21 protein-coding genes are annotated in these 24,139 nt (G+C 72.4%); 10 read left to right on the top strand and 11 right to left on the bottom strand.

Annotation, left to right across the window (positions count from 1 at the left end):
* The first annotated feature begins 252 nt into the window (after nt 1-252).
* Nucleotides 253-2,502, top strand: a complete 2,250-nt coding sequence (locus ACOJVX_RS02655) for a hypothetical protein (protein ID WP_030104264.1) — start codon at nt 253-255, stop codon at nt 2,500-2,502.
* A gap of 26 nt (nt 2,503-2,528) precedes the next feature.
* Here ACOJVX_RS02655 and ACOJVX_RS02650 read toward each other — a convergent pair whose 3' ends face one another.
* The 6 genes from ACOJVX_RS02650 to ACOJVX_RS02625 all read right to left on the bottom strand — a co-directional run bounded on the left by ACOJVX_RS02650 (nt 2,529) and on the right by ACOJVX_RS02625 (nt 9,428).
* Complete coding sequence (locus ACOJVX_RS02650; protein WP_418155564.1) at nt 2,529-3,140, bottom strand: DUF4303 domain-containing protein; 612 nt, start codon at nt 3,138-3,140, stop codon at nt 2,529-2,531.
* A gap of 54 nt (nt 3,141-3,194) precedes the next feature.
* Nucleotides 3,195-5,318, bottom strand: coding sequence for an iron ABC transporter permease (locus tag ACOJVX_RS02645; protein ID WP_422647213.1), 2,124 nt, complete (start codon nt 5,316-5,318; stop codon nt 3,195-3,197).
* Between the two features lie 11 nt (nt 5,319-5,329).
* On the bottom strand, nt 5,330-6,334 hold the full coding sequence (locus tag ACOJVX_RS02640) for an ABC transporter substrate-binding protein (RefSeq protein WP_026417436.1): 1,005 nt from the start codon (nt 6,332-6,334) through the stop codon (nt 5,330-5,332).
* 65 nt (nt 6,335-6,399) lie between these two features.
* Nucleotides 6,400-7,218: an ABC transporter ATP-binding protein gene (locus ACOJVX_RS02635; protein WP_372493015.1), complete on the bottom strand. Its 819-nt coding sequence runs from the start codon at nt 7,216-7,218 to the stop codon at nt 6,400-6,402.
* Between the two features lie 90 nt (nt 7,219-7,308).
* Complete coding sequence (locus ACOJVX_RS02630; protein WP_026417438.1) at nt 7,309-7,872, bottom strand: TetR/AcrR family transcriptional regulator; 564 nt, start codon at nt 7,870-7,872, stop codon at nt 7,309-7,311.
* 32 nt (nt 7,873-7,904) lie between these two features.
* Nucleotides 7,905-9,428, bottom strand: a complete 1,524-nt coding sequence (locus ACOJVX_RS02625) for an MFS transporter (protein ID WP_026417439.1) — start codon at nt 9,426-9,428, stop codon at nt 7,905-7,907.
* Between the two features lie 326 nt (nt 9,429-9,754).
* Here ACOJVX_RS02625 and ACOJVX_RS02620 point away from each other — a divergent pair, with 326 nt between their 5' ends.
* Both ACOJVX_RS02620 and ACOJVX_RS02615 read left to right on the top strand, forming a co-directional pair.
* A complete protein-coding gene (locus tag ACOJVX_RS02620; protein ID WP_026417440.1) occupies nt 9,755-10,354 on the top strand; it encodes a DUF998 domain-containing protein in 600 nt (199 codons plus the stop codon).
* Nucleotides 10,355-10,410: 56 nt separating this feature from the next.
* The gene (locus ACOJVX_RS02615; RefSeq protein ID WP_035291303.1) at nt 10,411-11,031 is read left to right on the top strand and encodes a TetR/AcrR family transcriptional regulator; all 621 of its coding nucleotides are present in this window, start codon (nt 10,411-10,413) and stop codon (nt 11,029-11,031) included.
* A 250-nt stretch (nt 11,032-11,281) separates the two neighbouring features.
* Here the strand turns inward: ACOJVX_RS02615 and ACOJVX_RS02610 are convergent, their stop codons facing one another.
* Complete coding sequence (locus ACOJVX_RS02610) at nt 11,282-11,500, bottom strand: DUF397 domain-containing protein (protein ID WP_418155561.1); 219 nt, start codon at nt 11,498-11,500, stop codon at nt 11,282-11,284.
* Between the two features lie 184 nt (nt 11,501-11,684).
* Between ACOJVX_RS02610 and argS the strand changes: the two genes are divergently transcribed.
* The gene (gene argS / locus ACOJVX_RS02605; protein WP_418155560.1) at nt 11,685-13,448 is read left to right on the top strand and encodes an arginine--tRNA ligase; all 1,764 of its coding nucleotides are present in this window, start codon (nt 11,685-11,687) and stop codon (nt 13,446-13,448) included.
* Between the two features lie 76 nt (nt 13,449-13,524).
* On the opposite strand, the gene ACOJVX_RS02600 is transcribed toward argS, so the two are convergent.
* Nucleotides 13,525-14,499, bottom strand: coding sequence for a helix-turn-helix transcriptional regulator (locus ACOJVX_RS02600; RefSeq protein WP_418155559.1), 975 nt, complete (start codon nt 14,497-14,499; stop codon nt 13,525-13,527).
* A 90-nt stretch (nt 14,500-14,589) separates the two neighbouring features.
* Between ACOJVX_RS02600 and ACOJVX_RS02595 the strand changes: the two genes are divergently transcribed.
* From ACOJVX_RS02595 to ACOJVX_RS02575, 5 genes are all read left to right on the top strand, one after another.
* Nucleotides 14,590-15,012, top strand: coding sequence for a VOC family protein (locus ACOJVX_RS02595; protein ID WP_418155558.1), 423 nt, complete (start codon nt 14,590-14,592; stop codon nt 15,010-15,012).
* A gap of 550 nt (nt 15,013-15,562) precedes the next feature.
* A complete protein-coding gene (locus ACOJVX_RS02590; protein WP_418155557.1) occupies nt 15,563-16,471 on the top strand; it encodes an ABC transporter ATP-binding protein in 909 nt (302 codons plus the stop codon).
* A 9-nt stretch (nt 16,472-16,480) separates the two neighbouring features.
* Entirely contained in the window at nt 16,481-17,221 is a 741-nt protein-coding gene (locus tag ACOJVX_RS02585; protein ID WP_422647212.1) for an ABC transporter permease, read from the top strand.
* 3 nt (nt 17,222-17,224) lie between these two features.
* On the top strand, nt 17,225-18,490 hold the full coding sequence (locus ACOJVX_RS02580) for a sensor histidine kinase (protein ID WP_418155555.1): 1,266 nt from the start codon (nt 17,225-17,227) through the stop codon (nt 18,488-18,490).
* The gene (locus tag ACOJVX_RS02575) at nt 18,487-19,116 is read left to right on the top strand and encodes a response regulator (protein ID WP_016700525.1); all 630 of its coding nucleotides are present in this window, start codon (nt 18,487-18,489) and stop codon (nt 19,114-19,116) included. Before ACOJVX_RS02580 ends, ACOJVX_RS02575 begins: the two co-directional genes overlap by 4 nt.
* 477 nt (nt 19,117-19,593) lie before the next feature.
* Here ACOJVX_RS02575 and ACOJVX_RS02570 read toward each other — a convergent pair whose 3' ends face one another.
* Nucleotides 19,594-20,514: an oxidoreductase gene (locus ACOJVX_RS02570; RefSeq protein WP_418155552.1), complete on the bottom strand. Its 921-nt coding sequence runs from the start codon at nt 20,512-20,514 to the stop codon at nt 19,594-19,596.
* 64 nt (nt 20,515-20,578) lie between these two features.
* Between ACOJVX_RS02570 and ACOJVX_RS02565 the strand changes: the two genes are divergently transcribed.
* A complete protein-coding gene (locus ACOJVX_RS02565; RefSeq protein ID WP_016696952.1) occupies nt 20,579-21,184 on the top strand; it encodes a TetR/AcrR family transcriptional regulator in 606 nt (201 codons plus the stop codon).
* Nucleotides 21,185-21,402: 218 nt separating this feature from the next.
* Here the strand turns inward: ACOJVX_RS02565 and ACOJVX_RS02560 are convergent, their stop codons facing one another.
* Both ACOJVX_RS02560 and ACOJVX_RS02555 read right to left on the bottom strand, forming a co-directional pair.
* Complete coding sequence (locus tag ACOJVX_RS02560) at nt 21,403-22,329, bottom strand: LysR family transcriptional regulator (RefSeq protein ID WP_016696953.1); 927 nt, start codon at nt 22,327-22,329, stop codon at nt 21,403-21,405.
* A gap of 40 nt (nt 22,330-22,369) precedes the next feature.
* Nucleotides 22,370-23,191: an SDR family oxidoreductase gene (locus tag ACOJVX_RS02555; RefSeq protein WP_016696954.1), complete on the bottom strand. Its 822-nt coding sequence runs from the start codon at nt 23,189-23,191 to the stop codon at nt 22,370-22,372.
* Between the last annotated feature and the right edge of the window lie 948 nt (nt 23,192-24,139).

Raw genomic sequence — 24,139 nt, 5'->3', positions numbered from 1 at the left:
ACCCCGCCCCCGGGCGCCCGGGTGGCGGAACGCCGTGGGTGGGCGCGGACCCCGGTCCTCGCCCACGACCACGAACCCCGCCAGGCGGGACCTCCCCGACGGCGCGGACCGGACGACCCCTCGGATCCGGGTCAGCGGTCACGCGGTCCGCGTTCCGGGCTGAACCCCGGGGTGCGGGGGATCAGGTCACCGTTGTACTCCGACCACCGCGTGACCAGGTCCGTCGTGGCCCCCGGTCGCTAGCCTTCGAGAGTGCACGCACGTGACGTCGCCCCACCCCAGCCGATCGACTGGTCCACCCTGGTCCACGCCCACGGGCCGGCTGAGGACACCCCCGGACTGATCGAACGGCTCCGGGACGACGACTGGGAGGAGGCCGCGACCGAGCTGTTCGGCTCGATCCTGCGCCAGGGCGGCGTCTACCCGGCCACGATCGCCGCGCTCCCCCTGCTCGTCCACGTGGCCCTCTCCCCCGACGCCCCCGGCCGGGTCGGCTCGCTGCGGCTGCTGCGCGCCTACACCGAGGCCGTCGCCACCGGGGCCGGCCGTGACTCGACCCATCTCCCGGCGGGCACGGACCTCGAGCTGTTCGACCAGCGCGCCCGGTCCGCGGCGCGGGACGCGGTCCGCGCGCTGGTCCCGATCCTGGACGACCCCGACGCCCGGATCCGGGAGGCGGCCTACGGGTGCGTGGTCCACGTCGACGACCGCGAACTGGTCGCCGAGATCGTCGGGCCGCTGCGGAGCCGGCTCGGCCACGAACGGGACGTCGGCGCGGCCAGCGCGCTGGTGGAGCCCCTGATCCGGCTGGGCGCGTTCGACGCCGAGGACTTCCGGGTGGTGGTGGCGGCCGGCGCGGACGGCGTCATCTTCGCCGCCGCGTGGTGCGCGGTGGCCACCGGCACCGATCTCCCCGGCGCCGTCGAGCACCTGGTGCGGCTGTGGCCGGGTGAGGCCGACCGGTACCCGGGAGGCGGTGCGGGACGGTCGCTCGACGCCCTGGTGCGGGCCGCCGGCCCGTCGGCCGTACCCGCGCTGCGGTCGCTCCGGGACACGGGTTCGGTCCCGGTCGCCGACCTCGCGACGGCCTGGGTCGGGGTGGCCGAGTCCTCCCGGTCGACCGCCGGAACGGCGCTGGACGCGCTGCTGGGGCTCGTCGACGAGGCCCCGCCCACCGGAGCGGCGATCGTCCTCGCCGGTGCCCTGGGCGAGCTCCGCCACGGGGCGCGGGGACGAACGCCGGAGGTCTGCGACGGCGTCGCCAGGCTCGTCGGCGCGGTCCCCGCCCCGGGCGCGGTGCCCGACCCGGACCGGGCGAGGGTGTTGGCCACCGGGGCCGCCGTCCTGTTCGGGGCACGGGACCCGAGGTGGACCACCTTCGCCGAGGCCGTGCTCCGAGCTCCCGAGGAACCCCACGTCGAGGACGGCACGACCCGGGTCCCCTTCTCCCTCGTGTTCGGTGGCGCCTCCGGCCGCCGCGACCCGGCCTGGGCCCACCGGGAACTCGTGTCGCTCGCCGGCCGCGCCATCACCGCCTGGCCGGGGGCCGCGCCCCGCTGGCTGGACCTGGTGGCCGGTCTTCCCCAGTCCGACGACACGGTGCGCATCGCGCTCGCGTCGGTGGCGCTGGCGCCCTCGGGGGCCTGCCGCGTGCTGGCCAAGGCGGCCGCGCACCACTCCGCGCTGTTCACGATCGGCCTCCGCCGCCGCACGGCCAGGGCGCTGCGGTCGGTCCGGCCGGACTCCGACTTGGCCGAGGCGTGGCTCCTCACCACCTGGGCGGTACTCGACCCGCACGAACACGAGTTGACCTTCGAGGAGGCGTGGGAACTCGTCGGGGGTGACGGCAGGGCCGACGCCGAACTGCTCGCCGTCTGGGTCACGCGGTACTCGCCGGCCGTCCGGGCGGCCTGCCTCCGGCTGCTCGACGGTTCCGCGCGCACCTCCCACCAGGCCCGGGAATGCCAGCTCGTCGCGGCTCGCGCGGTGGCGGAACACGAGGACGTGGAGCGGATGTGGCCCACCCTGCTGGCGGTGGCGGACGCGGCGGGGCGCCCGTTCGCGGAGGCCGTCGCGCTCGGCAACGAGCTGGTGGGAGGGCACACCCGGTCGCGGACCGGCTGGGTGGACCTGCTCCGGGACGTCGCCGGGAACGGCCGCCCCTCGTGGTCCGGCCCTGACCACCACGCCACCGCCGTCGCGGTGCGGGCGCTGTGGGCGCTGGGAGCGATCTCCCCGGAGGACACCGTGGACTGGGGCCTCTCGGCCCTGACCGCCTCGATCTCCTCCGGCCACGGCGTGCGGGTGGCGGAGGAGATCTCCGAGCCGGTGCGGGAGGCGTCCGCCCCCCGGCCCGCGTTGCGGGCCCGGGTCGCAGCCGCCCTCGCACCGGTCCTCGAGTCCGACGCGCGGGTGCCCGGGCCAGGCGGCGGCCTCGCCGACGACGTCCGGCTGCGGGCGGCCCTGCGGGAGATCACGGGCACGCGGACCGTCCTCGACTAGGAGGGGTGCCCTCGGCGGCCGCCCGGTCAGCAGCGGCCGCCTCCCCGCTCAGCGACGTCTGAGGTGCCACCCGCTCGTCCCGACCACGACCAGGCGGGCATCGCCCGGCCCCGCGGTTCGACCTCCTGGTCGAGCGGGACGACCACCGGGGCGCGCGGGAAGTCCCGGGCGAGGCCGGCGGCCACCCGCTCGCACGCGCGGACGACCGTGTCGAGGAACCTCCGGTGCACCGCGTGCCACCGGTCCAGGCCGCCCTGGACCGCCTCCGCCGTCACCCGCTCGCCCCACCGCAGCCAGGACCCCGGCTCCCGCCAGTCGTCGAAGCGTTGCCACGGCCAGTCGGCCGCGCTCCAGCGCAGCTCCTCCCGGGCCTCGGGGGCCTGCCGGTCCAGCCATTCCTCGCCGGCCGCGGCGAAGACGGGCAGGGAGATCGCCCCGCCCGGCTCGGCGTGGAAGCGGTGCACCGCGACGGCGTACACCCGCTCGCCGCCCGCCGAGTCCAGCGTGGCCCTGGCGAAGTCGTCCAGCTCGTCGGTGAGGCTCGCCGCGAGGGCACCCCAGTCGAGGGGACCGCCGTCGACCGGGGGTCGTGGCGGCACGTCGTCGACCTCCTCACCGGAGACCCATCCGCTCCTCACCGGCCGTTCTCCCTCGTCGCCCGTGCCCCGGCTCCCCGGCCCCCGCGCCCGCCGTCAGCCCCGCCCCCGGCCGGCCCGCATCCGCCACAGCAACCACAGGAAGTACGGGGTGCCGACGACCGCGGTCGTCAGGCCGGCCGGCAACTGCGCGGGTGCGAGCGCGGTCCGGCCGACGACGTCCGCGATCACCACCAGGGCCGCGCCGAGCAGGACGGTGAGGGGGAGCTGGTGCAGGTGGCGCTTGCCCACGAGGATCCGGGCCGCGTGCGGGGCCACCAGGCCCACGAAGGCGATCGGGCCGATCGTCGAGGTGGCCGCCCCGGTCAGGAGCACGGCGAGACCCACGTGCGTGACGCGGCTCGCGTCGAGCCGGACGCCCAGCACCCTCGGGGTGGTGTCGTCGATCTGGACGATGTCGAGATCCCGGTGCGAACGCGCGACCACCACGGCCGCCACCAGCAGCGCCACGACCATCGGCAGCAGCTCGACCGGTCTCGCGCCGAACGTCGAGCCACCCAGCCAGGTCAGGGCCTTGTTCTGGTTCCACGGGTCGGTGCGGACGAGCAGCAGGGTCGTCACCGCCGACGTGCCCGCCCAGATGGCGATGCCGACCAGCACCATCCGCCCCTGGTTGATCCCTCCCCGGGAGGACAACGCGAAGATCAGCAGACCGGCGAGCGCGCACCCGGCGAGGGAGCCGCCGAGGACGAGGACGAAGGCGGGCGCGCCCGCCGCGACGATCACGATGACGGCGCCCAGGCTGCCGGCGCTGGACACACCCAGGATCCCCGGGTCGGCGAGCGGGTTGCGGGTGACCGTCTGCACGAGGGCACCGGCGAGCCCGAGGCAGGCACCGGCGAGGAGCGCGGCCAGCACTCGCGGCACCCGGCTGTCCAGGACGATCTCCAGGATCAGCGCGGCGCGCCCGGTGGCCCAGTTCCACAGGTCGCCGAGCAGGACGGTGCTGTCGCCCAGCAGGACGCCAGCCACGACGGACCCGACCAGCACCGCACCCGCGACGGCCAGCACCGCTCCGGGGTGCCGGCGCCCGAACCCGGTGCCGCCACGCATGGTGATCAGCGTGTCGGGTTCCAGGGTGGACCTGGTCCTCGTCGCGAGGAGGATGAGCGCGACGGCGCCGATCACGCTGGTGACCACCCCGGTGGGCACGGTCACGCCGCTGACCGAACCGAAGGTGGCGCGCAGCGCGATGTCCGCGGTGAGGACCAGCGCGGTGCCGGCGAGGGCCGCCAGCGGCAACAACGTGCGGTGCCGGCGCAGGCCCGGAACCCGGGACGCGACCAGGCGCACCAGCAGCGGCGCGCAGAGACCGACGAAACCGATCGGGCCGGTCACCGTGACCACGCTCGTCGCCAGCAACACGGCGAGGACCACGATCACGGCACGGGTGCGGCCCACGTGCACGCCCAGGGACCTGGCCGCGTCGTCCCCCAGCTGGAGCAGGTCGAGGCGCCGGGCCATGAGGATGAGCGCGACGGCCACCGGGAGCGCGAACAGCAGGACACCCCGAACCGCGCCCACCCCGTTCTGCCCGAGGGAACCAGCCCCCCAGGCGAACAGCCCCTGGGTCTCCCAGGGGAACAACAGCAGCACGGCGGAGGTGATCGAGGACAGGCCCAACGTGATCGCCGAGCCCGCGAGCACCAGCCGCACCGGGGACGCCGCCCCACCACCGGACAGCCCCATCACCACGGCGGCGGCCGCGAGCCCCCCGCAGAAGGCGACGGCGATGCTGGGGACGGCCCCCAGCTGGGCGCCGAGCACCGCGGCGAGGGTGACGGCCAGGTGGGCGCCGGCGTTGACGCCCGTGGTGTCGGGCGCGGCCAGCGGGTTGCGCGCCACCGCCTGCATGCTCGCGCCGGCGATGCCCAGCGCGCAGCCGACCAGCACGGCGGCCAGCAGGCGCGGGACGCGGGAAGCCGTGACGACCGCCGCGGCCGTGTCCAGCGACTCGCCTCCGGTGAGCACGGCCCACAGGTCCGCCACGCTCAGCGCCGCCGTGCCCTGGGTGAGGTGCACGGCGGCCGCCACGGACAGCCAGGCCAGGAGCACGAGGGTGACCAGCAGCGGGAGCCAGGGGCGACGGCGAGTGCCCTCCGCGGGTTCGGCGCTGGTCGGATCGGCTCGCCGGGCCGTCTCCGGTGGAGCGGTCGTCACGACGTGAACTCCTACTGGGTGACGAGCTGGGCGACGAGGTCGTCGCTCCAGGCGGACAGCGACTCGGGGCCGCCGTACGCCCAGACCCCCACGGCCGCGCGGTGGACGTTCCCGTCCTGGACGAAGGGCAGGTTCTCCCACACCGGGTTGCCCGCCATCGCCGTCTCGACCACGTCGTCCTCGTCGTCGTTGCCCCAGTACAGCAGCCTGGTGTCGTCCGGGAGCGCCGTCAGGCCCTCCATGTCGATGTTCGACAGGCCGAAGGCGTCGTCACCCTCGTCCTCCCAGGCCGAGGCCAGCCCCATGCGCTCGGCCACCGCCTGGACGGCGGTGCGCGGGCCGTGCATGCGGATCGTGAGGTTCGCGCCCTCCGCGTACGGGGAGGCCAGGACGACCGGGGTACCGGCGAGACCGGCCTCCTCGATCGCGGCCGCGTTCGCCTCGATCGTCTCGTCCATCTCCGCGATGACCTGCTCGGCGACGTCCTCCTTCCCGAGGAGGGTGGCCACGCTCTGGAAGTCCTCGAGGATGGAGCCGATGGGATCGGAGGCGTTCGACCCGCCGAGGAAGGCGATGGGAGCGATGCGTTCCATCTGCTCCATCGCCCCGTCGGGGATCCCGCCCTCCGGCGCGAGGATCAGGTCCGGCTCCAGCTCGGCGATGGCCTCGACGCTCGGTTCCCGTCGGACGCCCACATCGACGGGGTCACCGGTCAGGGGGACGCTGGCACCCACCCAGCTCTCGTACCCGGCGACGTCGCTGACCCCGACCGGGTCGACGCCGAGGCTGGTGACGACCTCGGTGTGCATCCACTCCAGGGTGACGACCCGGGTCGCCGGCGCCGGGAGCTCCACGGTCTCACCGAGGGCGTCGACGATGCTGACGGCCTGGTCGGACGCTCCCTCGGACGGGTCGGTCGTCGTCGTGGCCGCCTCGTGGGTGGTGCCGCACGCCGCGGTCAGCACGGCGACCGCGGTCAGGGCGAACAGGCTGGGTACTGCTCGTGAGGTTCTCATGGTTCCCTTCGCGCGCGGCGGGGTCTCGCCCCGTCAGCACGGTACGGAGGTGGTGTGGGATCGGGTCAGGACGCGACGGTCCGGCGGACCCGTTGCCGAGGGGAGCGGATGTCCAGCTCGTCGGTCACGGGGTTGACCGACGTGGTGATCTCGATCTCGTAGACCTCGCTGAGCTGGTCGCCGGTCAGCGCCTCGTGGGGTGGTCCGTCCGCGACGACGGAGCCCCGGGACATGACGACGACGCGGTCGGCGACGGCCGCGGCCTGGTTCAGGTCGTGCAGGACCACCCCGACGGCCACCCCGTGCTCGTCGGCGAGTTCGCGCACCAGTTCGAGGACCTCGATCTGGTACCGCAGGTCGAGGTGGTTGGTGGGTTCGTCCAACAACAGCACCCCGGTGTCCTGGGCGAGGGCGCTGGCGAACCACACCCGCTGGACCTGGCCGCCCGAGAGCATGTCGACGTCGGTGTCGGCGAGGTCGGCGATGCCGGTGAGTTCCAGGGCCCGCGCGACAGCGGCCGGCCCCCCGACATCGTTGCCCCGCCAGCCCCGGCGGTGCGGGTGCCGCCCGTACTCGACGGCCTCCCGCACCGTCACCGCCGCCGGGGTCGGCCGGCTCTGCGCCAGCAGGGTGACCCGGCGGGCGAAGTCCCGCGCGGACAGGGCGGCGGCGTCACTGCCGTCCCCGAGCCGCACGTCCCCCGCGCTCAGGGCCTGGAGCCGGGCGAGACCACGCAGGACGGTCGACTTGCCGGACCCGTTGGGACCGACGAGCGCGGTGACCCGTCCGGCGGCGAGCTCGATCGACGCGCCCGACACCACCGGCGAGCCGCCGTAGCCGATCACGAGGGACCGACCGGTCATCGCATCCCGCTGCGCCATCATCACCCGCGCAGCTTAGACAAGGCTTACCTAAGGGAACAAGGGGCTCGGAAGTGACGTCCGCGTCAGCCGTCGACCGGTCGGCGCTCGATGTCAGCGCTCGACCAGGGCGCGTTCGAGGACCGCGCGCACGTGCTCCGGGTCCGCCCGGCCCTCGTCGAGGAGGATCGCGGCGCACAGACCTTCGGCGATCGCCACGAACACCTCCACCGCGCGGGGATCGGAGGTCCGGAGCCGCGCCAGGTCGGCGACACGCTCGCGCCAGCGGCGCGCCACCGGCCGGAGAGCGGGTCGGCGCGCCGCCAGCGTGGACAGTTCGCGTTCCGCGAGGGCCCGCTCACGCCCCTCCCCGGCCGATGCGGCGACCAGCGCGGCGAAGTCCCGCACCGGGTCGTCGCTGGTGTCCATGATCCGGCGGATGTGATCGGTGTAGGTGTCGGCGACCTCCGTGAGCGCCGCCACCAGCAGGTCGTCGAGAGTGGCGAAGTAGTAGGTGGTGAGGCTCGTCGTGATGCCGGCCTCCTTCGCCACGGCTCGGTGGGTCACACCGGCCGCGCCGTCCCGGCGGACGACGGTCAGGGTCGCCTCGATGATCTGGGCTCGCCGGCGCTGCCCTCGGACCCGCCGCCCGTCCGTGGTCGTGCCCTCGTCACCCACGCCCTACTCCCGACATTCCCGTGGGCGGGTCGTCAGTGCTCCGAACCGCCCGAGGGGCCGATGTGCCGGAGGGCGGTGACGCACAGGACGGTGACCGCCGCGATGGCCACACCCGCAACGATAGCCGCCAGGTTGAGCCCGTCGGTGAAGGCGATCCTCGCCTGCTCGACCACCCGCGTCGTCGTCCCGTCCGCCACGGCCAGCGCTCCGGCCAGGCTGTCACCCACCGCGTCCGCGACCGGCCGGTCCAGCTCGGCGGGCGGGTTGATCCGAGCCCGGTAGACGGCGGTGGCGAGACTCCCGAGGACGGCGACACCCAGTCCGACCCCGAGTTCCTGGACGGTCTCGGACATGGCCGCCGCCGACCCAGACCTGGTGGGGGGCACCGCGCCGACGACGATGTCGGTCCCCAGGGCCGCCATGGCACCCAGTCCGAGGTAGACGAGGGCGAACCCGACCACGACGACCAGCCGCTCCCCGGTCCCGGCCAGGGCGAGGCACAGGTAGCCGACCAGGGACATCGCCAGCGTGGCGGCCATGATCAGGCCCGGCCGGAAGCGCCTGGCCAGCAGCGGGGCACCGATCGCCGCGACGAGCATCGCCAGGGCCGGCGGCCCCATCCAGAGCCCGGCGGCGGCGGGGGAGAGGCCCTCGACGAGCTGGAGGTACTGGGTGACGAGGAACATGACGCCGCCGACGCCGACGAGCCCCACCAGCAGGACGGTCAGCGCGGCGGAGAAGGCCCGGTTGGAGAACAGCGACACGTCGAGCAGCGGGGAGGGCAGCCGCAGCTGCCGGCGGACGAACACGACGGCGGAGACGCCACCGACCAGCACCGCGACGAGGGTCGCGGCGTCGACCCCGTAGGCGGCCCCGTGCTTGATCGCGTAGACGATCGGCAGCATCGCGAGCAGGGACAGCGCGACGCTGGGCAGGTCGAACGCGCCTTCGCGGGGGGCCCGGTACTCGGGCAGCAGCGGCGGAGCCGCGACCAGGACGACCACGGCGATCGGAACGGCGACCAGGAAGGCGGCCCCCCACCAGAAGGTGGCCACCAGGGCTCCGCCGAGCACCGGCCCGGCGGCCATCCCGAGGGCGAACATGGTGGCCCACACCCCGATCGCCACCGCGCGCTGCCTCGGGTCGACGAAGAGGTTGCTGATCAGGGACAGGGTCGAGGGCATGAGGGTCGCGCCCGCCACCCCGAGCAGGGCACGCGCCACGATCAGCGCCTCGGCGGTCGGCGCGAACGCGGCGAACACCGAGACCACCCCGAACGCCGCGATGCCGATCATCAGCAGTCGGCGCCGCCCGATCCGGTCGCCCAGCGTCCCCATCGTGATCAGGAAGCCGGCGATGAGGAAACCGTAGGCGTCCATGATCCACAGGGTCTGGGTGGCGCTCGGCTCGAGTTCCACGGCCAGCCCGGGCAGCACCAGGTACAGGACGGTCACGTCGAGCCCGAGCAGCAGGGTGGGCAACGCCAACAGGGCGAGGCCCCACCACTCCCGAGCGCCGGCCCGGGGCGGGGCGAGTCGGTCCGAGATCCCAGTCATGCGTCCCCCAAGTATTTGGACATAAAGACAACTAGAACCATCGTACAATTACTTCGGCCGCTGTCCACCCCGGCCGCTGTCCACCCCGGCCGCTGTCCACCCCGGGCGCTGTCCACTCCGGGCGGTCCGACCCCGCGCCCCCTCGGACCAGCCACCCCACGACCCCGCAACGCCAGCTTCCGACCACGCGACCCGGAAACAGTCCGACTGGACTACATTCGGTCCATGCGTACGGAAAAACGTCCCGCCCCGCCCGCCAGGCCCGTCCCACCCGCCCCGCCGACGCCACGGACCACACCCGGACCGCACGAGGCCAGGAGCGGCTCGTGACAGCCCTGCTCTGGGCCGGCGCGGGAGCGGCGGTGGCCTTCGTCGTGGTGTTCCTGCTGGACGGCCTGACCAGACCGGGCTACCGCCCTGTCCGACACCCCGTCAGCGCCCTCGCGCTCGGCGACCGGGGCTGGCTCCAGACCACCAACTTCATCGTCTGCGGCCTGCTGATCACCGCCGCCGCGCCCGCCCTCCCCGCGCAGGTGGGCAGCGTCCCCCTCGCCGTCGTGGTCGGCTTCTTCGGTCTCGCCCTGGTGGCCTCCGGCGTGTTCCCGATGGATCCGATGCGCGGTTATCCCCCTGGCACCCCGGAGGGAACGCCCACCGAGGTCAGCCGCCGCCACCAGCTGCACGACCACGCCGGCGCCGCCGTGTTCACCGCGCTGCCCGTCGCCTCCCTCGTCGCCACCTTCGCACTGCCCGGTCCACTCTGGACCTGGTTCTCGGGGGCCGTCACGGTCGCGTTGTTCGGTGGTTTCCACGCCTTCGGCCAGGCCTGGGAGAACGACTCCGCCCGCCTGGGACTCATCCAGAAGCTGGTGATCACCCTGGGCTGGTCCTGGCTGGCCCTGCTGTTCGTCCACGCCGCGACATGAGCGCCGGGGACGCGCGGAGCCGGAAACGGGCTCCCGGCGCGGCCTACGATCCGCGCATGGCAGAACGCCCCGATCCGAACGACCACCCGCCACGCCGTTCCTTCATCGAACGAGCTCGCCGCGCCCAGATCGTCGAGGCGGCCACCCAGGTCGTCGCCGAACTCGGCTACGCCGGCACCTCCCTCGCCCGGATCGCGGAGAAGGCCGAGATCAGCAAGAGCGTCATCACCTACCACTTCGAGAACAAGGACGAGATCCTCCGGCTGGTGGTGTCCCAGTTCTTCGAACGGGGCTGGGAGCGCATGAGCGGCCACGTCGAGGCGGAGAGCACCGCGTCGGGCCAGGTCAGGGCCTGGATCGGCTCACAGCTGGAGTTCTACGCCGAACACCGCGCCGAGTTCCTGGCCATGAGCCAGATCATGGCCAACCACCGCACCCCCGAGGGTTCGCCCGCCTTCGCCGGCGAGCTCACCGAGGAGGTCGACGCGCTCACCGAGATCCTCCAACGAGGACAACGGGACGGCGAGTTCCGCGACTTCGACGCGCGCGGCGTCGCGACCATCATCCTGCGGTGCGCCGACGGCGTGCTCGGTTCGTGGGCGGTCGACGACTCCACCCGCCTGGTGGACCAGATCCCCGCGCTGCTCGACTTCGTCGACCACGCCATCCGGCGGTAGCGCACCGGAGGTCGCCCCGAGTCACGGGGAGCCGCCCAGCCAGCAGGTCGAGCCCCGGGGGCGGGGCAGAGCCACGGCAGGTTCGTGCCTCACCGTGGCCCGCCGCCGGGCACGCGTGCCCGAACACGACATCACCCACCGCGCCGATGGGCCGAGTGCGCAGCGGTGTCGGGACTCCCACCGAGATCACCGCGCGGTGGGAGTCCCCCTCAAGCCGGCCGTCCCCGAGCCTCCAGCAGACCGCGCGGAGTCAGCGGCCCGTGCCCGCCAGGTCGTCGAACTCGCCCGCCTTGCAGCCCTTGATCCAGGCATCCATCTCGGCAGGGGTGAACAACACCGCCCCCGCTTCCGGATGCTTGCTGTTCCGTACGGCGATCCGGCCATCGCGCAGTGGAGCGACCTCGACGCAGTTGCCTCCCGCGTCGCTGAAGCTCGACTTGCGCCAGGCGGCCGTGGGCAGATCACGCATGTGCGGCGCCTTTCCGTTGCTGCTGGTTCAGTTCTCGCGGGTGGCGGCCTCCGCCACCAGGTCGAGGCGGTCGGTTTCGAGGCCGATCACCGATCGCTACATTCCGCGCTGGGTCAACTCCGGACCGCATACAGGCTAGGCGTCTTGCCTTGGGACGACGAACGCTGAGAAGGAGGGTTACTCAGTGACGAACCACGAGGTGCTGCCGCTGCTCGGCCAGGTCGCCGACAGCGTGTCCCAGGCGATCGCCCATGCCCGCCCAGAGCTGGCCGGAGCCGATCCACTCGTCCGGCGATCCGAGCACGCCGACTTCCAGTCGAACGCAGCCCTCGCCCTGGCCAAGCGCGCCCGCACCAGGCCCACCGAACTCGCCGAGGCGCTCATCGCGGCCGTGGCTGGCGACCGAGGGCCGATCACACGTGTCGACATGTCCGGCCCGGGGTTCCTCAACATCACGGTGCCCGACCAGCTCATCTGGAACCAGCTCGCCGCTCGCCTGGTCAGCCTTCGTCTCGGCGTCGGCACCCCCAATGAGGGCCAGCGGACCGTGATCGACTACTCGGCACCCAACATCGCCAAGGAAATGCACGTCGGGCACCTGCGCACCACGATCATCGGCGACAGCCTCGCGCGTGTCCTCGGCTTCCTCGGAGCGGAAGTCATCCGTCAAAACCATCTCGGCGACTGGGGCACCCAGTTCGGGATGCTCATCCAGTACCTCGACGAGCACCCGGAAGCCACCTGGCACCACGACGAGCTGGAGCCGGGCACCTCCGCCGCCTCCGCGCTCGACGATCTGTACCGCACCGCCCGCGCTCTGTTCGACGCCAACCCGGAATTCGCCGACCGGTCTCGCCGCCGTGTGGTCGCGCTACAGTCCGGCGACCACGACACCGTCACACGCTGGAGGGAGATCGTCGCCGAGTCCGAGAGGGCCTTCCGCGACATCTACGACCGGCTCGGCGTGTTGCTCACGCCCGACGACTCGGTTGGGGAATCGTTCTACAACCACCTGCTCGCCGATGTGGTGACCGAACTGACTGAGGCGGGAATCGCCGTGGGGAGCGAAGGCGCTCTCGTGATCTTCTCCGAGGAGGTCACTGGCCCGGACGGCAACCCCATCCCCCTGATGGTGCGCAAACGCGATGGTGGCTACGGCTACGACACCACGGACCTCGCCACGATCCGCTACCGCATCCACGACCTGAAATCCAACCGCCTGCTCTACGTCACGGACTCCCGGCAGGCCCTGCACTTCCAGCTGATCTTCGAGGCGGCTCGCCGCGCGGGGTGGCTCACCGACAGCGTCGAGGCGGCACACGTGCCCTACGGCACCGTCCTCGGCCCCGATGGCCGCCCGTTCAAGACCCGCGCCGGCGGCACGGTCCGCCTGATGGATCTGCTCGACGACGCCGTGTCGCGTGCGCGCGCCGTGGTCCACGAGAAGGACCCCGACCTCCCCGCTGAGGAACTGGACCAGATCGCCGAACAGGCGGGCATCGGAGCGGTCAAGTACGCCGATCTGTCCAATTCGCGGATCAGGGACTACACCTTCGACGTTGACCGCATGGTCTCGTTCAACGGCAACACCGGCGTCTACCTCCAGTACGCGCACACCCGCATCCGTTCGATCCTGCGCAAAGCTGGAGACCCTCACGTCGTGATCGACCCGACCATCGAGCTCCAGCCCGCTGAACGGGCGCTGGCTCTCCAACTCGACGCCTACGACACAGCCCTCACCGAGGTCGGCGAGACCTTGGAGCCGCACAAGCTCTGCGGATACCTCTACGACCTCGCCCGCGCCTTCACCAGCTTCTACGAAGCCTGCCACGTCCTCAACGCGGAAGAACCTGTTCGCGGCAACCGACTCGCCCTCTGCCAGCTCACGGCACGCACCCTGCGACACGGGCTCAACCTGCTCGGCATCAGTGCCCCGGACCGCATGTGACACCGGCCCGGACGAGGCACCAGCAACTCGCCACCACCGCTGCGAACGGGCCAGTCATGGCACCGCCCAAGGGCGTTCACGCTCCCGGGCCTCCTCCCCCGGGCGGCTCCGCTGCCGGTCCGTAACGCCCGACGAGTTCCGCGCCGATCCTGGCCAACTCGTCCCGGACCGACGCCGGCTCGACCACCTCCACGACGGCACCCCACCCCGCGAGCTGTTCGGCCACCGACACCGCCCGGTGCGCCGAGACCCGCACCCGCACCCGGCCGTCCCCACCCTCGCCCGCCACCTCGCAGTGCCGGCCCCACTGCGCTCGGAACGCGGACAGGTACCGCGCCACGACGAGCACCGTCGCCACGACACCGGACCGCCGCCCTTCCACGTCACGAACCACCTCCCCCCACACCTCCGACAGGTCGAACCCCGGCGGCCGGTGCGCCGCCTCGTCGGTGAGGAGCACGTCGACCACCCGGTCCACCCGGAAGGCGCGTCGCCCCCGCTCCGTCCCGCCAACCAGGTACCAGGTGCCGTCCTTGTCGACGAGCCCCCACGGATCGACCAGCCTCGTCGACTCCGTCCGGCCCGAGTAGGTCAGCCGAACCCGTCGCCCGCGCACCACCGCGTCCCGCAGCGCCCCGAGCAGCGGGGGCCGCACCCGTCCGGCCCCGCCCCACGCCACGGGATCGACCAGCAGGGCACCCGAGGCGGCCTCCGCGTCGCCCCGGAAGGTCCGGGGCAGCGCGGCCAACAGCTTCCGCATGGCGGAGCGGAGCTCGCTGGTCATCGGAACCCCCGGCCCGGCGAGGAGGAACAACGCGGTCGCCTCACCCGCCGTCAACCCGCTCAGATCGGTGCGCGCCCCGCCCACCAGCGACCAGCCCCCGTGCCGGCCGGGACTGGGGTACACCGGGACGCCGGCCGAGGACAACGCCTCCAGGTCACGGCGGGCGGTGGACACCGAGACCTCGAGTTCGGCGGCGAGTTCGGCCGCGGTCACCCGGGCCCTGGTCCGCATCAGCATGAGGATCGCGACGAGGCGGTCGGCACGCATCCGCCGAGTCTGCCGGGAAAAGTGGCCAGGAGGTGAGCACTTCTCCTCCTACGGTCGTCCCCGCGATCATCGGAAACGGAAGGCGAACCCATGCTGCGAGGACTGACCACCACCACCTTCTTCGCCGACGACGTCGGCGCCGCGGCGGCCTGGTACGCCAAGCTGTTCGGCATCGATCCCTACTTCGTGCGGCCGGAAGAGGGGCCGCCCGCGTACATCGAGTTCCGCATCGGCGACTACCAGCACGAATTCGGCCTGCTCGCTTGCCACTGGGCTCCACACGCCGCGACCGAACGGCCGGCGGGGGCGGTCGTCTACTGGGCGGTCGACGACCTGCCCGCCGTGCACGACACCCTGCTCGCCATGGGCGCCACCTCCCACGAGGCACCGACCCCGCGTGAGGCGGGGTTCGTCACCGCCTCGGTGGTCGACCCGTTCGGCAACATCCTCGGGATCATGACGAACCCGCACTACCTGGAGGTCCTCGCCAGGAGACCGGAGAGGACGGTGTAACGCGGACCGGTCGGTGGCACGGGGCCGGAGGTGCCGGGACAACGCTCCTCCGCCGCCCCGTCCCCACCGGGACTGGTGTCCCACGCGTCGTCCTCAGCGGACGACGGCGGATGCGCCGCACGCTCGGGACGAGGGGACGGGTGCCAACCGGCGCCGGTCGCGCCGCACGGAGCCGGTGCGTGGAGGGGCGACCGCATGACGATCGAACCGGCCCGCCTGCCGAAGGCCGCCGGCGATCCGGACGGGCTGGCGTCGTCACCGGCTGGGTCACGCTGGGGCTGGCGAAGGACGGCTCCCGAGGCTGGGGCGGTCCGGCACTGTGCGCCCTGTGGTCGTCCCGGTCGGCTTCGTCGCCCGGGTGCACCGCCCTCGGTGCCCGCTCACCAGGACACGCCGGCACCCGAGGCCGCCACCACCGCGGGCTGAGCACCGCCCACCCCGGACCACCCGCCCTCCACCGACTGGTGGAGGGCCACCCCCACCGGACGGACACCGAGCCCTGCCCGCGTGACCGGTCCCGTCGCACCAGGGCACGCGTCAGGCTTCGACCATGACCATCATCGAGGTGGACAACCTCGTCAAACGCTACGGCGACCACGTGGCGGTGAACGGCGTGAGCTTCACCGTCGACCAGGGCGAGATCTTCGGCATCCTCGGCCCCAACGGCGCCGGCAAGACCACGACCGTCGAGTGCGTCGAGGGCCTGCGCACCCCGGACGGCGGGTCCGTGCGCGTCCACGGCATCGACCCACACGGGGGCACCGGCGAACTGCCGCACCTGCTGGGCGCGCAGCTCCAGACCAGTGAACTGCCCGACAAGCTCAGGGTCGGCGAGGCGATGGAGCTGTACGCCTCCTTCTACCGCCATCCCACCGACTGGCGGACGTTGATCGACACCCTGAACCTCACGGACAAGATCGACACCCAGTTCCGGCGGTTGTCCGGCGGGCAGAAGCAGCGGCTGTCCGTCGCGCTGGCGCTGGTCGGCAACCCCAGGGTCGCGGTCCTCGACGAGCTCACCACCGGCCTGGACCCCGTGGCCCGCCGCGACACCTGGGACCTCGTCGAGACCATCCGCGACCAGGGCGTGACCATCCTGATGGTCACCCACTTCATGGAGGAGGCCGAACGGCTCTGTGACCGGCTGGCCATCATCGACCGGGGCCGAGTCGTCGCGATCGACACTCCGGCCGGACTCGTCGCCAGGGTGGACGACCGCAAACGGGTCCGGTTCCGACCGTCCGCGCCGGTGGACCGGGCCGTCCTCGCCGCCATCCCCGGCGTCACGGCCGTGGAGCGGGCCGGCGGCCAGCTCGTCGTGACCGGAACGGGAAACCTGCTGCTCGCCCTGACCAGCACGCTCGCCCGACAGCGGATCGTCGCGGAGGACCTCCGAGTGGAGCAGACCTCGCTCGACGACGCCTACGTCGCGCTCACCGGCCGCCCCACCAGCTCCTGAGGAGATCCCTTGTCCGCCCTGTACCGGCTCACCGCCACCGAGACCCGGCTGTTCTTCCGGGAACCGATGAGCGTGTTGTTCGCCCTCGCGGTTCCCCCGGCCCTGCTGGTCATCCTCGGCGCGGTCCCCTCGTTCCGCGAACCCGTCCCGGACCTCGGAGGGCTGCGGGTCATCGACCTGTACGTGCCCATCATCGTCGCGCTGGGCGTCGCCCTCTTCGCGTTGACCGGCCTGCCCCAACAGTTCGCCTCCTACCGGGAGAAGGGCGTCCTCCGACGGATGCGGACCACGCCCGTGCGCCCCCTCACCATGCTCGGCGCGCAACTGCTGATGTCCGCCGCCCTGTCCGTCGCCACCGTCCTCGTCGTGCTGGCCACCGCCCGCCTCGTGTTCGACGTCGGGCTGCCCCGCCACCTCGCCGCCCACCTCGCCGCGTACCTGCTGACCATCTCCGCGATGTTCGCCGTCGGGCTGCTCGTCGCGTCGCTGGCGCCGAGCGGCAGGAGCGCGGGGGCGATCGGCACGGTGCTGCTGTTCCCGAACATGTTCTTCGCCGGCCTGTGGATTCCCCGCGACTCGATGAACGACGTCCTGCGGACCATCAGCGACCTCACCCCGCTGGGGGCGGCCGTGCAATCATTGCAGGACGCCACCGCCGGCCACTGGCCCCAGGCGACGCACGTGGCGGTGCTGCTGGGGTGGACGCTCGTGGCCGGTGGTCTGGCCGCGCGGTACTTCCGCTGGGAGTGAGTCGTGAGCATCGGGACCGAGCCGCACGGGGACTGGGACCACCGGGTCGGCACCGCGTTCGCCGTCCTCCCCTACGTCCTGCTGGCCGTGAGCACCTCGGCCGCGCTGGCGCAACGGGACACCCCCGTCCAGATCCCGGGCGTGCTCGGTGTCACGCTCGCCGCCGCGCTCTGGCTGGCCTGTTTCGACGCCAACCCGCGCTGGTGGGAGAACCCCACCCCGGCCAGGGTGCACTACGCGGGGCTGACCGTGTTGGCGGCGGTCCTGGTGGTGCTCGCGCCCTGGTACGGCATCTTCGCCTTCATCGGCTACGTCCACGCGTTCGAACGGTTGGACCGCCACTGGCGGTACCTCGGCGCCGCCACCACGTCGATGATCATGTCCGTCTCGTACCAGGGAGGTGCGCACAACGTCCTGACCGGCGACTGGTGGGAGTGGGCGGTCACCTCCCTGGTCTCGGTGGTCCTGGCCGGGTCCTGTTACTCCCTGTTGGACACGGCCGAAAGACGCGGACGCGAGCGGACACGGGCGCTGGTCGAATCGCACGAGGCCAACGCGCGCCTGGAGGCGGCCCTGGAGGAGAACGCGGACCTGCACGCCCAACTGCTGGCGCGGGCCCGCGAGGCGGGCGTGCTGGACGAGCGGCAGCGGATGGCCCGGGAGATCCACGACACCCTGGCGCAGGGTCTGGCCGGTATCGTCACCCAGCTCCAGGCCGCGGAGCAGACCCTCGACCAGCCCTCGACGGCCGGACGGCACCTGACGAAGGCGATGAGCCTGGCCCGTGAGAGCCTCACCGAGGCCCGCCGGACGGTGCACGCGATGGAACCGGAACTGCTCGCCGACGCCCGGTTACCGGAGGCGATCGCGGCCGTGGTGCACCGGTGGTGCGAGACGCACGACGTCGACGCGGTGCTGACCACCACCGGCGACGCCCGCCCCATGCACACCGACGTCGAGGTCGCGCTGGTGCGGACCGCGCAGGAGGCGTTGGCGAACGTGGCCAAGCACGCGGGGGCGAGTCGGGTCGGACTGACCCTGTCGTACCTCCCGGACCGGGTGCTGTTGGACGTGCGGGACGACGGGGTGGGATTCGACGTGACCTCCCCGCGCGCCAACGGTTCCCCAGGTGGCGGGTTCGGCCTCGCCGGCATGCGGCAGCGGGTGCGGAGGTTGGCGGGACGCCTCGACATCGAGGCGGAGCCCGGGGGTGGCACCGCCATCTCCGCATCCGTTCCCGCGATCCCGGCGACCGGGGGAACCCGGTGATCTCCCTGCTGATCGTCGATGATCATCCCGTGGTGCGGGACGGCCTGCGCGGCATGTTCACCCCCGACCCCCGCTTCGAGGTCCTCGGGGAGGCCGGCGACGGAGCGGAAGCGATCGTCCTGGGCGAACGGCTGCGCCCCGACGTCATCCTCATGGACCTGCGGATGCCGAGGACGGACGGCGTCACGGCCATCACCGAACTCGCCCGGCGGGAGGTTCCCTCCCGAGTTCTCGTGCTCACCACCTACGACAGGGACAGCGACGTGCTGCCCGCGATTCACGCCGGCGCCTCGGGCTACCTGCTCAAGGACGCGCCGAGGGAGGAGTTGTTCCGCGCCGTGGAGGCGGCGGCGCGGGGCGAGGCGGTGCTGGCGCCCAGCGTCGCGACCCGGCTCCTGCGGGAGGTACGCCAACCCGTCCCCGAACCGTTGTCCCCGCGCGAGCTGGAGGTGCTGGAGCTGATCGCCCGGGGCTCGAGCAACCGGGAGGCGGCGAAGCACCTGTTCATCAGCGAGTCGACGGTGAAGACGTACCTCGTCCAGGTGTACGCGAAGCTCGGCGTGCACGACCGGGCCGCGGCGGTGGCCGTGGCCTTCTCCCGCGGCTACCTGTCGCCTCCTCCCTGACCGGGCGGCCACCAGGCCACGGAGGGCCAGGGCGCGCCCTGGCTCGTTCCTCGCCACTCAGGTGGGGGCTCCTGACTGGGGTTACTGGCTCGCCGGGCGGCCTCGGCTGGTGGTCCGGACCGCCCCCCGCGTCTTGGAAGCCGGGACGTCCGGCGACGGGACCGGGACCCGCGCGGAGTCGTCGGCCTGGTCCCGGGCGATCCACCACGGGAGTGCGCCCGTGCGGGTCACCATTCGCGCACCGGGTGCCGCCGGTCCCCGTGTTCCGTCGACAGCGCGGGCGGTGATCGGAGGCGCTCGCTCGCCGGTCCCCGTTCCCGGCGGGAACGGAGCACCCGCGACCGGCCTCTCCCCCGCCGGGGCTAGGCGTGACCGGATCGCACCCGGCGGGAACTCCATCCCAGCTCCACCGCCGGGCCCTGAGCACGGGCCTGCCAGCGAGCCCGAGACCTGCCGGGAGGCCACGCTCGACCCGGCTCAGGCCTCCGCCTCCGTCCGGGGCACGCCTTCGAGCCGCCGCCGGGGAAAGGTGACCCCGGTCAGCTCCTCGGACACCGCCCACAGGCGGCGGGCCAGCTCGGTGTCCCGCGCCCGCGCCGAACGACCGACCAGCTTGGGAGCACCGCGTCCCTCCAGGAAACCGCTCGGGCCGGCGTAGGCGCCGCCAGGGACGTCCGCCACGGCCGCGTACAACGTGGGCAGCGCGCCGTCCTCGACGCTCTGCGTGACCAGGTCCGTCACCGCGCGCAGCGCTCGGTCGAGGACCCGCCGCTGGCCGTTGTTCCGGAGCAGGCTGGTCGCGGCGAGACCGGGGTGCGCGGCGGTGGCGAGCACCGGCGATCCGACCTCGGTGAGTCGCCGCTGGAGCTCCGAGGTGAACAGCAGGTTGGCGAGTTTCGACCGTGCGTACGCGGCCATCGCCCGGTAGGGCCTCCGCTCCCAGTTCAGGTCGCCGAAGTCGATCGACCCCACCCGGTGCGCGTTGGAGGAGATCGTGACGACGCGTCCTCTGACTCGCGGCAACAGCAGGTTCGTGAGGGCGAAGTGCCCGAGGTGGTTGACCCCGATCTGGGACTCGAAGCCGTCGGCCGTGCGGGTCATTGGCGGCATCATGATGCCGGCGTTGTTGACGAGGATGTCGACGGGCTCGGTGACCCCGTCCGCGAACGCGCGGACCGAGGCGAGATCGGCGAGGTCGAGCCGGCGGACCTCGACGGTGCCGCTCATCGCGGCGGCGGCCTCCCGGCCCCTGCCCTCGTCGCGGACGGCGAGCACGACCCGGGCGCCGCTGGCGGCGAACACCTGGGCCGCCGCCCGGCCGATCCCGCTGTTCGCCCCCGTGACGACCACGGTCCGGCCGGCCATGGGAGGAACGTCCGACGCACTGAATGTTGTCATGAGCTACAAAGTAGCCACTGGAAACAATGTCGTCAACGGAAACACGGTTCGCTACCCTCGGGGCGTGCCAGCCACGACCCCCGAACGCCCCTACCACCACGGGAACCTCCGCGCCGCCCTGCTCGACGCGGCCGAGCGCTCCCTGGCCGAGCACGGCTCCGACCAGCTGTCCCTCCGTGACCTGGCCAGGGAGGTCGGCGTCAGCCACGCCGCACCCCGCCGGCACTTCCCCGACCGCCAGGCGCTGCTGGACGCGCTCGCCGAAGCGGGGTTCGCCCGCCTCGACGCCGTCCTGCGCACCGCCCTCGCGGCAGCCGGCGACGGCTTCCCGGCACGTCTGCGCGCCGCGGCGACGGCCTACACGCGCTTCGCCACCGAGAACGCCGCACTGCTCGAACTCATGTACACCAGCAAGCACCGACCGGGCGCGCGACGGGTCGTCGACGCGGCGGCCGCACCGTTCACACTGCTCAACAGCCTGATCGTCCAGGGGCAGGACCAGGGCGCGCTGGAGGCGGGAGACCCCGAACGCATCGGCATCGTCCTACTCGCCACCCTCCAGGGACTCGCGACCTTCGCCAACGGCGACATCGTCGAACCGGAACTGCTCGACGACCTCGTGGAAGCCGCCGTCGACCGCTTCCTCCGAGGAACGCGCCCCACTGGGTGAGCCGGGCGTCCCGGCGGCGGCGCATCAGGTCGCGGTGGGCCCGGCGGGAACGTCAGAGACACATGCACCCCCGACCAGGTCGAGACGTGCCCGCCACCGCCCGGTTTCACCACCACCCGGACCGAGGAAGCGCGTTGCTCCGACGGTGCGAGGTCGGAGCGCGGGAACACCGCCCGACCTGCGTGGCGTGTGCGCGGGTGCCGATCCTGCTCGTCGGATCACGAGGGTGGCTCGGTCGCCTCGGCCGGGGTGGGGAGCCCGTCGCGAACCGCGCGGATGAAGGCGCTGGCGGCGGCGGAACGGTCTCCGTCCGTGACCAGCAGGGTTTCGCGCCGTCGCACGAACGCGGTATCGCGAACACGCACCCACGTCACTCCCCGGGGCACGGTGCCAGCCGCCAGACCGGGCAGGACGGATATGCCGAGGCCGGCGGCGACGAGACCCAGGCGTGTCTGCCAGCTTGGCGTCCCGTAGCCGATGGTGGGATGGGCAAGCGTCGGCCACGCGCCGAACTGCGGTTCGTCCTCCTTGCTCGTACCGACGATCCACACCTGGTCAGCGAGGTCGTGGGTGTCCACCTCGTCCCGCTCGGCGAACGGATGATCGATGCTGACCGCGACGCCGAGTCCGCTGCCGGTGCGGACCGCCTCGGTGCGCAGGCCGGTGAAGTCGTAGTCGGGCAGCCCGTCCCCGACGGCCACCACCGCGACCTCGATGCGCCTCGCCCGTAGCCTGCGCATCTGAGTGGGGCTGCCGGATTCCCAGAGCCGCACCGTCAACGCCGGGTGAGCCGCGCGTAAGCGTGCGATGGCCTGGGGCAGGAGCGCGGCGGCGGCCGTCGGATAGGCCCCCACGACCAGCCGGCCCGCGATCCGGTCCCGCAGGCCGGCCACCTCCAGTTCGGCCGCCTCCAGGTGCGCGAGGACCTTCCTGGCGTGCCGTAGGAGGATCTCACCGGCCGCGGTGGGTTGGACACCGCGCGCCCGCCGCTCGAACAAAGGGCTTCCCACCGCGCGTTCCGCCGCGCTGACCTGCCGTGACACGGCGGACTGCGTGTAACCCAACGCCTCGGCGGCCGAGGTGAAGGATCCTCGTCGAGCGACTTCCACCACCACGCGCAAGCCAACGAGCGTCACCTCGGACATGTCAGCGAGTATCCGCACCAGTGGCGGCGGATTCCGCTCATCACCGGGTGCGTTCCTCGTCCGCCGCACGGGAGGAGTCCCGCTGGCTCTCCAACGAAGCGAGTCGTCGCCGCACGGTGGAGGTGACGGCGTCGTAGGCATCCGAGTTCAGCAGCAGCCGCAGGGGCGGGTTACCGGACGTCACGGCCTCGATGATCGCGTGTGCGACGCCCGACTGGCTGCCGACCATGCCGTCGACCTTCGGTGTGGGAAAGTCCGCGGGCCCGCCGCGATAGGGCTCACTGACCGGGACCCGTTCGGCCGCGTCGTAGAAACCCGTCCGGACCATGCCCGGCTCGACGAGGACGGTCCTGATCCCGAACGGCTCGATCTCCTGGGCGAGTGCCTCGAAGTAGCCTTCGACTCCCCACTTGCTGGCATGGTAGATCGCGAATCCTGGAAAGGTGATGTGCCCGCCCATACTCGAAAGCTGGACGAGCACCCCGCCACCCTGGTCACGCAGCAACGGGACGCCTCGGCGCGCGACTTGGATCGAGCCGGTGAGATTGGTGGCGATCACGCGCTCGACCTGTGCGTCGGTGAGATCCTCGCCAGCACCGAAGACGCCGTAACCAGCGTTGGACACGATGACGTCGATACGCTCGTGGTCGGCGAACGCCTCCCCGAGTACCTTCTCGATCCGTGCGGTGTCAGTGACGTCCATCTGCCTCCGCCACAGCCGATCACCATGTTCCTCGACGAGGCCGTCGAGCCGCTCGGGCTCCCGAAGCGTCGCGGCGACCCTGTCTCCGCGCTCCAGGACCTGTTCGGCGAGCTCGCGACCGAGACCGCGAGAAGCCCCCGTGATCAACCACGTGGTCATGCTGGTTCCCTGTTCTCTACTCCGCTTTGTGGTGTCGAGTGGAATCCGGCGCGCGATCGCACCGCGTCCACGCCGCGACGGACTCGCCCGACCTTCCTGACCACCACTCCGGTCAACGAGATCAGCGACCCCACTCCCGACCCGCTCTTCGCTTCGTTCACGGTGCCCGTATCCCCTACCTGGTGGTCACCACAACCCTGCGGGAGAACAGGAATGACGACAAGCGATACCTTCGCACTGCTGCCATGCGCGGCTCGCATACCGACATTCGGCGGTGGACCCGGGACCGACATGCCCTGACCCACCGACGTCGTCACCGCCCCAGCGCGAACATCATCTCAGCAGCCACGCCGAAACGCCTTGGTGTTCCCACACCGGATACCCGGCTCATAGTCGCCCGCGCACCGGTGACGACGACGCGGCAGCCTGACCAGCACACCGACCTGGTCAGCCAGCACGAGCATCGACCGAGGGCGAATCGTCTCCAGGTAGGACGCGACACTGTCACGATCACCACCATCCATCGGGAGATTCCCGAAGGGGAGGAATGATTCTTCGCGCGCTCATTCCTGAAAGACGACCGGGAATCAGGACACCCTGCCGACGAGGCGCGTTTCACCAAGGGGAACATTCGCCGCGCCCCCAAACCGAGCCTCGTGCGAACCCTCGTCCACGCGCACAGGGAGCGGTACGGCCGCCGCCCTCGCCCAACATCCAGCTGAGCAGAGGGCGATCCCTGAGCCGGCCCCACATGCCGCGTCGTCGCTACCCACCCGGCTGCGCGACCTGCTCGGGCGACGGAAGCACGGGCCGCCACGATCGTCTGATCGACGAGGACCTCGCATCGCAGAGCACGAACGCGCGGCGCCCGCGGTGCTCACCACCACGCCGTCCAGCCCGACACCCAGGACACCAGTAGGCCCGTCTCCACCGGAGACGGGCCTGCTT

It is taken from the genome of Actinoalloteichus caeruleus, from assembly GCF_049311605.1.
GTDB lineage: Bacteria > Actinomycetota > Actinomycetes > Mycobacteriales > Pseudonocardiaceae > Actinoalloteichus_B > Actinoalloteichus_B caeruleus.
This window is presented reverse-complemented; position numbering and strand designations above follow the sequence as displayed.

Bases quoted from the DNA above. Each gene is read 5' to 3' on its own strand.
- ACOJVX_RS02640 (WP_026417436.1), bottom strand. From the start codon at position 6,334: ATGAGAACCTCACGAGCAGTACCCAGCCTGTTCGCCCTGACCGCGGTC.
- ACOJVX_RS02600 (WP_418155559.1), bottom strand. From the start codon at position 14,499: ATGCGTGCCGACCGCCTCGTCGCGATCCTCATGCTGATGCGGACCAGG.
- ACOJVX_RS02610 (WP_418155561.1), bottom strand. From the start codon at position 11,500: ATGCGTGATCTGCCCACGGCCGCCTGGCGCAAGTCGAGCTTCAGCGAC.
- ACOJVX_RS02560 (WP_016696953.1), bottom strand. From the start codon at position 22,329: ATGTCCGAGGTGACGCTCGTTGGCTTGCGCGTGGTGGTGGAAGTCGCT.
- ACOJVX_RS02615 (WP_035291303.1), top strand. From the start codon at position 10,411: ATGGCAGAACGCCCCGATCCGAACGACCACCCGCCACGCCGTTCCTTC.
- ACOJVX_RS02595 (WP_418155558.1), top strand. From the start codon at position 14,590: ATGCTGCGAGGACTGACCACCACCACCTTCTTCGCCGACGACGTCGGC.
- ACOJVX_RS02625 (WP_026417439.1), bottom strand. From the start codon at position 9,428: ATGACTGGGATCTCGGACCGACTCGCCCCGCCCCGGGCCGGCGCTCGG.
- ACOJVX_RS02570 (WP_418155552.1), bottom strand. From the start codon at position 20,514: ATGACAACATTCAGTGCGTCGGACGTTCCTCCCATGGCCGGCCGGACC.
- ACOJVX_RS02635 (WP_372493015.1), bottom strand. From the start codon at position 7,218: ATGATGGCGCAGCGGGATGCGATGACCGGTCGGTCCCTCGTGATCGGC.
- ACOJVX_RS02555 (WP_016696954.1), bottom strand. From the start codon at position 23,191: ATGACCACGTGGTTGATCACGGGGGCTTCTCGCGGTCTCGGTCGCGAG.
- ACOJVX_RS02590 (WP_418155557.1), top strand. From the start codon at position 15,563: ATGACCATCATCGAGGTGGACAACCTCGTCAAACGCTACGGCGACCAC.